General features: G+C 39.4%; 7 protein-coding genes. 4 read left to right on the top strand and 3 right to left on the bottom strand.

Annotated elements, in window-relative coordinates:
* Nucleotides 1-2: 2 nt before the first annotated feature.
* The 3 genes from VB711_RS17400 to thrC form a co-directional block, all read right to left on the bottom strand.
* A complete protein-coding gene (locus tag VB711_RS17400) occupies nt 3-347 on the bottom strand; it encodes a hypothetical protein (RefSeq protein ID WP_323287455.1) in 345 nt (114 codons plus the stop codon).
* Nucleotides 348-539: 192 nt separating this feature from the next.
* Complete coding sequence (locus VB711_RS17395) at nt 540-815, bottom strand: MoaD/ThiS family protein (protein ID WP_323287454.1); 276 nt, start codon at nt 813-815, stop codon at nt 540-542.
* Nucleotides 816-867: 52 nt separating this feature from the next.
* Nucleotides 868-2172, bottom strand: a complete 1305-nt coding sequence (gene thrC / locus VB711_RS17390) for a threonine synthase (protein ID WP_323287453.1) — start codon at nt 2170-2172, stop codon at nt 868-870.
* 1292 nt (nt 2173-3464) lie between these two features.
* Here thrC and VB711_RS17385 point away from each other — a divergent pair.
* From VB711_RS17385 to VB711_RS17370, 4 genes are all read left to right on the top strand, one after another.
* Nucleotides 3465-6098, top strand: coding sequence for a hypothetical protein (locus VB711_RS17385; RefSeq protein ID WP_323287452.1), 2634 nt, complete (start codon nt 3465-3467; stop codon nt 6096-6098).
* 250 nt (nt 6099-6348) lie between these two features.
* Complete coding sequence (locus VB711_RS17380) at nt 6349-6906, top strand: hypothetical protein (RefSeq protein ID WP_323287451.1); 558 nt, start codon at nt 6349-6351, stop codon at nt 6904-6906.
* 388 nt (nt 6907-7294) lie between these two features.
* Nucleotides 7295-8881, top strand: a complete 1587-nt coding sequence (locus VB711_RS17375; RefSeq protein WP_323287449.1) for a hypothetical protein — start codon at nt 7295-7297, stop codon at nt 8879-8881.
* A partial coding sequence (locus VB711_RS17370; protein WP_323287448.1) for a hypothetical protein occupies nt 8878-9137 on the top strand: 260 nt, incomplete at its 3' end. The genes VB711_RS17375 and VB711_RS17370, both read left to right, overlap by 4 nt.

Below are 9137 nucleotides of genomic sequence, written 5' to 3'. Positions count from 1 at the left end.
GTTTAATCAGTATACTCAACCAACTTAAAACCCCAGGGCTTGAGAGCAGCGATCGCTAATTCCTTATCTATACCTTCATAAATCTCCCATTCTGAGTTACGATCTTTAGGATGTCCGTCACCCACATGACCTGCAACCTTGATCACCATCAAATCCCCCAAACGATGACGTTCCAACCCTTTAGGGATAGCTAACTGGAGTTTATGACCGACAAATTTTGATACACTTAATTCAGCTACAGATTCACGCACCAAACAGATATCACCAGCAGTTCCCCAAGTAGTTTGGTAGATGTGGAGCAAAGATATATAAGTTTGTGGTTTAATAGCTCTTTTTAGAACTTGCATGATCTGTAATCCTTAATAAGTCATTCTTGAGTCATTGACACTCTGAACATCTAAATCCAAATGTAGGATTTTAGTCAAAGCATTTTGGGAGGGGCATTTTACCCATCCTCTATTATTTAACTTAAAATAGGGAAAAGCAACAGGAAGCAATTAAAGAATTATTGATTTCCCTGTTCTCTATTCCCTCTTTCATCAACCACCGGCAACGGCTGGAACAATACTGACCTCATCCCCATCTTTTAAAGATGTTTCTGTACCTTGCAAAAAGCGAATATCTTCGCTATTGACATAGAAATTTAAAAAGCGTCTGGGTTTTCCTTCTTCATCGCACAAGCGGGCTTTAATGCCAGGACAACTTAGCTCTAAGGAATTAAAAAGCTCGCCAACATTGCTACCACTACATTCTAGGGTAGCTTGGTTATTCGTAAATTTTTGTAGAGGAGTAGGAACTAAAACTGTAACAGCCATAGGAAAAATATGAGGTATGAAGTGTAACGATATAGGGTCAGTCGTTGACCATTTAAACCAGGACTTGTTGCCATTCTAAACGATCAAGAGTGCGGGATCTTTCTAGCGCTCGTTCAAAACTATCTAGTTTAGCATCAATTGTCAGAGGTTCACCAACATAACCTTGAATTGCTTCTTGGGTTTTCAAACCATTGCCAGTGATATAAACTACTGTAGTTTCATCTGGGTCAATTTTGCCAGCTTCTACCAACTTTTTCAACACAGCAACGGTTGTACCACCTGCTGTTTCAGTGAAAATGCCTTCGGTTTCTGCCAACAACTTCATCCCTTCGATAATTTCGGCATCATTAACTGATTCAATATTACCATTAGTCTTATTAGCTATTTCCATCGCATAAACACCATCAGCCGGATTACCAATAGCTATTGATTTGGCGATTGTATTGGGTTTAACTGGTGTAATAAAGTCCCGTCCTTCTTTGTAGGCTTGAGCAATGGGGGAACAACCTTCCGCTTGAGCGCCGCTAAAACGGACATTTTTACCTTCCACCAAACCGACTTCTACAAATTCCCGGAAACCTTTATAAATCTTGGTGAACAAAGAACCAGAAGCTAGGGGTGCAACTATATGATCAGGTAATTCCCATCCTAGTTGTTCTGCAACTTCAAAGCCTAGTGTTTTAGAACCTTCAGAATAGTATGGACGTAAATTAATATTGACAAATCCCCAGCCGTGTGTATTGGCTACTTCTGAACAGAGCCGATTAACTTGATCGTAGTTGCCTTTCACAGCCATCAGTGTGGGGCTATAAATCAGGCTACCCAATATTTTACCTGCTTCTAGGTCAGAGGGGATAAATACACAACAATCTAAACCGGCATGGGCAGCGATCGCTGCTGTAGAATTAGCTAAATTACCAGTGCTGGCACAAGAAACCGTTGTAAAACCCAACTCCCTAGCACGACTCAGCGCAACCGACACCACCCGATCTTTAAAACTCAGGGTGGGCATATTCACCGCATCATTTTTAATATAAAGCTTATTTAAACCCAGGCGACGGGCAAGACGGTGAGAACGAACCAAAGGAGTCATCCCCGTTCCCACATCTATCACATTATCAGTAGCTACAGGTAAAAATTGACGGTAGCGCCAAATTGAATTGGGTCCAGCTTGAATTTTTTCACGGCTGACAGACAGACGCAAAGCATTGTAGTCATATTTAACTTCCAAAGGTCCAAAACACAACTCACAAACATGACTAGCTTTAAGTTCGTATTCCGCGCCACATTCTTTACACTTTAATGCTTTCAAAATAGAAGTGTTGGCTTGGTTTAAGGTTGCTGTTGCCTGAGTCATAAAATTGCTTTCCCTGTATGTCTGTCAACGTTGAGTCGATAGTAGCACGACCAAAAATACACGTCAAACATACCCGATAAAAATAGTCGGGATTATTATTCACTCAATTGGTGTGTACATACTAAGTAGGTAAACAGAGAAAACCTATAATATCTACGCTTTAGCGATTTTTTTTTGATGATTCAGCCCGAGTCCTGTTCTAAAAGATATTTACTAAGTAAATAGACGCATATCTTTATGAAGTTTTAATAAAAACACATACAAACTTTATATATTAATAGGCTTTTTACTTAAAAATATTTATACGAATAATTACTTGATACAAGATACTACTTGGGTAGGTATCAATTATCTCAATTGCATTTAGCATTTTTATCTGTAATTATATGTAATACAAAAAAAAGGTGTTAAGATTTTAGAGATTTTTACTTATGACGCTTTTCTTTGTGGTACACCATGCTGTAGGATAAATAGACATAAACACTAATCACCTCTAACTAGCCTTTGGATGTAAACCCTCACTTAAGTAAACATAGATTCAGGACAACGAAATCAACGTTCTTGTACTGATGGGAATAAATACCTAATCAAGCCCCACATTTAAGCAACATTTAAGTCTTGATAACAACAAACAATAAATAACCGTTTGTAGTTAACCAATTGAGACTTTAAATGTGATCAATACTTAGGACTTCATATCCACCCAAAAGATTTTTTATTTCTAACTATTGACAAGATTGGTAATAGTGTATAAGGATATTTTATCGCCAAAAGCGATGCAAATCTAAACAATACTTATCCTTGTCAATAACAAGTATCAAATCTTGAAGGTTAAATACTTTGTATTTGACCTGGAGGTTAATTAGTGTTGTCTAAAAAAATAGCACTAAGCCCTAATGCCTTGATGCAACGCTTACATATTCTGTGTCTAACAAATTAAAAAAGGCTGAGGGTGAATGACATGAACTAGGAAATATTTGGGAATAGTATAAGTTCAAGGGTATTTCTCTAATTGATTTGAGTCAATCATCCTAAAGACAGATTTCTAAAATTGCTGGTAAACTACCACAGCATAATTAAGGCTAGTTCTGTCCTTAATTAATATGCAAAGAATAGCTCTAACTTAAATAGTTAGTAGTCCTATTTTTGCTGAGACAAAATCAAAATTCTGAACGGATATCAATTAATATCTACAGTTTTTGTAGGTATAGATTTGTTATGCACAGATATTTTTTTGTTGCCGTCAGTTAATAAAAATAATCAAGCCAATCCAAAAGGCATAAACATCCCCCATGAGTCACAACAAAAAGTCTTCAACTCGCCAACAGGCGCGGATTTTTCGCTCCTTAGTAGCTACAGCATTCTTGGCTAACGGTTTCTTTCAGATGGTTGCTCCAGCGCTCGCTATAGGAACATCTGCCGGCGAAGTCATCAGTAACACCGCGACTGCGACCTACGAAGATGCCAACACACCAGGAACAACCATCAATGCCCAGTCCAACACTGTTACAGTAACAGTGGCGGAAGTTGCGGGTATCACCGTAACTGCTGTTGGTACACCCACATTTAAAACAGACGGTGGAACAGCTGGCACCATTGAAGCTGGTGATGTTCTGTACTTCAACTACAAAGTTACTAACATCGGTAACGACCCCACCAAGTTCCGTATTCCTGACAAAGTAATTGTTGTTGGGGAAGCGCAAGTAGAGCCTGGTCAAAACGTACAAGTTAGTATCGACAACGGCGCAAACTGGACATCCATTACCACAGCCGACTTAGAAACTGGTTCTTACGAACCTGGTGAATCTATACTCGTTCGAGTTCCCATCAGAGTATTATCCTCTGCTCAGAGCAACGACGAAATTGCCGTCACATTAGGTAACGTTCCAGGTGATGCTCAGAACGTCAACCGGAATACAGCAGCAGGTGGTTCTCAAGACGGTGACGTTTACACGGTAGATAACGCTGATGGTACTGGTGGTAATGAAGTTGATGGCGCACCAGTCAACGGCACAAGAGAAGCTAGTGCTACCATTAAGGCAAAGGTTGATGCAGTCGTTAAGCCCTACGCATTAGCCACTGTACTCAAAACCCGCAGCTACAGTGACGGTGGAACAAGTTCTCTTATTACTGATGACAACTTTACCTACAACTTGAGCTTACGAGTTGAAAGTTCTGATCCCACAGGTAATTCAATTACTCCTGGAACTTTGACGGGTGAAAATATCACACTAGATGGTGTAGCTAATACACCCCGTATCTTAATTTCCGATGCCATTCCTTTGGGTACTCAGTTAAGTGTGCTTCCCACGGCTCCTACAGGTTGGACAGTAGTATACGATGACTCTGCTGGATCAACAGACGGAATCAAAGCCAATGCTATCTCATGGAAAACCGTAGCAGGAAGCGGATCACCAACCCTATCTGATGTCAAACGGGTAGGTTTCATTTATACGGCTGGTGCTACTGCTACTACTAGTGGTGATATCATCCCTGGAACAACGGTAAGTGGCTTCCAGGTTAGAGTCGCTGTTACAGGTGCTGCACCATTGACCGTAGCTAACATTGCCCAAGTCTTTGGTAAAACTAAGGAAAATAACCTACAAGTATACGACGATTCCGGTGACCAAAGACCCAGTAACTACAATGATGCTGGCGCTCCTATTGGTACTGATGGCAACGGTGATGGTGTTCCTGACACGATTGCGGCAGGTGACATTGATGATGGTTATGCAAGCGCAACCGATATCACTAATGGTGAACTAACAGCTAATACTGACTCAGGCAACGATAACACTGGTACAGATGGTGGTACTAGTACTAATCGTGGGGAATACAACGTTTTAACAATTAATGTTGCCGGTAATGACTCTGTTATTAACGGTCCATTTAATGCACCAGAAGCTTTTGGTCCAACCGACCAAAACGATGACTTCACCAACAAGTCTTCACCGGTTATTGCTACAGATGCCGCGCCTGGTAGCACCTTCAACCCACCATCTGTAGGTTTCACTAACACAGCGAAAAATAACGGTGGCAATACTAACCCGATTTCCCTTGTTCCTACTCCTCCAACGGTAGCAACTGATTTACCTAACGAAACTGTAGTCACTATTACTTACGGTCAAGATTCAAGAAAATACGTCTGGGATCAAGCAAATAACCGATTCCTGTTCGTAACCACTGTAACTACTGTCGCTGCCGGTACAGTGATTAATGCTGCTGCACAATACATCACAATTCCTGCAGTGGCACCAGGTGCTAGTGTAAGCTACGAAGTATTGGTAGACTTACCTGCTGGTACTGCTCTATCTACAGATACACAGAAAGGCTATCCTGTACCCATCACAGCGTTTATTGATGATGCAACTGGTGGATTTGATGTTAATGGTACTGAACCAAGAAACATCACTATTGACCGCGTGTACACTGGCTTCTTAAGGTTGCGGAAAGAATCACGTATTTTACAAGGTGATGGTGAACCTGTTGTAGGAAATCAAGGCACCTTCTCAACCGATCCAAAAACACCATCTCCTGGGAACATTATCGAATACCGAATTCGATATACAAATATTTCCGAAGTCCAATCTGGAACAGCACAAAACGTTATCCTAGAAGCCAAGAATGTGGTAATCACAGAGGATGGAACTCTAGAGGGAACATTAGGTAACAACTGGGCATTGGATAACAATACAGACGGACAAATTGATACTACCAACGTTCGTTTTACCGCTCTAGATTCTGCTAACGGAACTGTGGAGTTTTACGCTGGCAACCCTGCAAATACTTCTGTTAATGATCGGGAAGGTCTAACAGTAGATACTGACGTTACTAAGTACATAGTCAGAGCAATATCTAACGTTTTACCAGGTCAAGAAAGAACATTTACATTCCAACGTAAAGTTAACAACACTTCTCAACCGTAGGTAAGATTTCTTGAAAAAAGTAGAGACGTTCCATGGAACGTCTCTACAGATGCTAACAAATGAAGAGGTTAGGACTCAGCTTTGTTAGTAGGGTGTGGTTCGGCAAGCTCACCAACCACGTCAGATGGAGAAATATGGCTAATGATGGTGAAATTATCGGGTCTGACGCACCGTAGAAGAAACAAAAAACCGCCATCTAAGTCCTATATATGTCTGATGTCATGCACAATTAATTGTAGTAGGTGACAAAATGAAAGGTTTTTCAATAACAAATTTAGGTGTAATTGCTCTACTAGTTACAGTACCATTTGTCAGTCAAGTTCCAGCAGTAGCTTCTGTATGGCAGTCTACAAATGCAGTAGCTCAAAATACTAATAATAAACAACAACAGTTACAACTGCGTTTAGAAGCACAAAAGCAAGTTGTAGTTCGAGATGAGCAAGGTAAGTCAAAAATCACCTGGCAAGCTTTAGCAGGTAATGTTCAGCCTGGTGACGTATTGCGTTACACTTTAAGTGGAGAAAATACGAGCAATAGGCCGATTAAAAATCTAACCCTTAATCAACCTGTTCCCAAAGGAACGGTGTATGTACCAAAATCTATAAAAGCCCCTAGTAACACCAAGATTACCTACAGTATTGATGGTGGACGCAATTTTGTAGAAAATCCCACTATTAAAGTTACTGTTAATGGTAAAGAAGAAGTGAAACCTGCACCAGCAAGTGCTTATACTCACATTCGCTTACAAATTACCTCAGTTCCAGCAAATGCGACTGTTACAGCAACTTATCAAACCCAAGTTCGCTAGTTAGATTAAATAAGGTGCGTCAGAGTCTTAAAGTTACTGATTTTAGCCTAAATTATTCTATCTGACGCACCCTACAAACTTCAGCAAATGCGACTGTTACAGCAACTTATCAAACCCAAGTTCGCTAATTACGTAGGTTGCTAGTTAGATTAAATAAGGTGCGTCAGAATCTTAAAGTTACTGATTTTAGCCTAAATTATTCTATCTGACGCACCCTACAAACTTCAGCAAATGCGACTGTTACAGCAACTTATCAAACCCAAGTTCGCTAATTGTTAGTAATCCGTAGGTCATTAGAAGTTGTTTTGGTAATGGGTGATTGCTTATCTACAATTACCCATAAACCATGATCTATATAAAAAATATAAATTTATTGAGAAATAAAAAGGTGAGATTCCCAGGTGCAATTAATTCAAAAAACCGTCCTTCTAAACGAAGGCAAAATGCTTTCCAAGGTAGTTGGTGTAGGAGTTTAATATCTACTATTTTGTTGGCAGGTGTTTTGCAAACAACTACACCAATACAAGTAAGAGGAGAAGAAACTCAAAATTTAGTTGTTAAACAGAAGATACAATTTTTCAACCAAGCTACTTATACTTATAGTTCTTCAGATAGTGATGGTAAAGAAACCAAGTATGATGGAACTTCTACTAGGATAGAAATTCCTATAGAATTAATTGACCCATTAGGGCGGATTTATGGTTGTGGTGGAACGCTTTTAGATGATTACACAGGTTTTTCTGTTAGTATTTATGATACTAATCCTAATGATCCGACTCAAACTGAGTTGGGAAAATTAGCTGATTTAACTAGAACAGAATTGCCTGATGATATTAACAATAGTATCTCTAAAGGGAAGCAGCCTAATATTGAAAATGTTAATCCTTATTCTATTTTGAACGAGCCACAAAGTGTCAAGGGGGCTTATAACTTTCTGTTTGATCCAGATAAGGGTCAAACTGATATTGGCAAAACCTTTATCCTTGTGGTTAATCCTCCAGCAGGTTCTATTTACCAAGAACAACGGATTAAGATTGAAATTTTAGATAATCAAAATAATATTATTCAGTATCGAGCTTCTTCTCTGAGTGGTCAACCAATTAGTCTTGATAATCAGACTACCATTTTAGATAGGCAGCAAATAGTTACAATTACTAATGCTGAAACCCAGGGACTGAGCTTATTAGCTCTGGATTTTAATGCTACTTTGTGCCAACAAACCCAAGTAGGCATTGTTAAAACAGGAGATAGGGCTACTGCTGAACCTGGAGATACAGTTATCTATCGGTTATCTGTGAAAAATACATCTGATGTTGCGTTAAAGGATGTGCAGTTAATAGATACTTTACCTTTGGGGATGAGGTTTTTATCTAAAAGTGTGAGAGGAGCAATAGGTGGAAATGCAATTGATATTACATCAGAAGAAAATGGGAGTGTCATTAATTTTAAGACTACTGAAAATTTAGCAAGAAATGAAAGCATTAATATTATCTATGCTGCACAAATCACAAATGATGCTCAACGGGGAACTGGTCGTAATAGTGCAGTTGTGAGAGCAAAGAGGGCTGATAATAATTTAGATGTTAGAGATGGTCCAGTTACTCACTATCTAAAAATTAGACCAGGGATTACGAGTGATTGTGGTACTATTATTGGTCGTGTATTTGTCGATAAAAACTTTGATGGAGAACAACAGAATAATGAGCCAGGGATACCCAATGCAGTCATTTATCTAGAAAATGGTAATCGGGTGATCACAGATCCTAATGGGTTGTTCTCTTTAGCGAATGTTTTACCGGGAGCGCATACGGGTGTTTTAGATTTAGCTAGTCTTCCTGGTTATACTTTAGCGCCTAATCGTAAATTCAATGAACGTAATAGTAAATCGCGGTTAGTGCGGTTACAACCGGGTGGTTTGGTGAGAATGAATTTTGCGGTTACTCCTAGCTTTAGGGAAGAGCAGGTGCAACCATGAAATCAAAACTATACTATAAAAATTTCAGGTTGTTGGGGGTAATGGGTGCTGTAGGTGCAGTTACCTTTGTTGCTCCTATGAATATTGTCAAAGCTAACCCTGTTGTACCTCAATATTTAGCCTTTGTCCAACCAAAAAACAGTCCGGTTTTCAGTTTCCAGCCCAATACTAAGGAAATTAAATGGTTTACAGATATCAATAGTAGTGAGGGTTTCAAAATAGCAGCAAACAAAACTATTAAACTTCCTAATTTTGA

Source organism: Cronbergia sp. UHCC 0137 (assembly GCF_034932285.1).
GTDB lineage: Bacteria > Cyanobacteriota > Cyanobacteriia > Cyanobacteriales > Nostocaceae > Cronbergia.
This window is presented reverse-complemented; position numbering and strand designations above follow the sequence as displayed.

Bases quoted from the DNA above. Each gene is read 5' to 3' on its own strand.
- VB711_RS17400 (WP_323287455.1), bottom strand. From the start codon at position 347: ATGCAAGTTCTAAAAAGAGCTATTAAACCACAAACTTATATATCTTTG.
- VB711_RS17395 (WP_323287454.1), bottom strand. From the start codon at position 815: ATGGCTGTTACAGTTTTAGTTCCTACTCCTCTACAAAAATTTACGAAT.
- thrC (WP_323287453.1), bottom strand. From the start codon at position 2,172: ATGACTCAGGCAACAGCAACCTTAAACCAAGCCAACACTTCTATTTTG.
- VB711_RS17385 (WP_323287452.1), top strand. From the start codon at position 3,465: ATGAGTCACAACAAAAAGTCTTCAACTCGCCAACAGGCGCGGATTTTT.
- VB711_RS17380 (WP_323287451.1), top strand. From the start codon at position 6,349: ATGAAAGGTTTTTCAATAACAAATTTAGGTGTAATTGCTCTACTAGTT.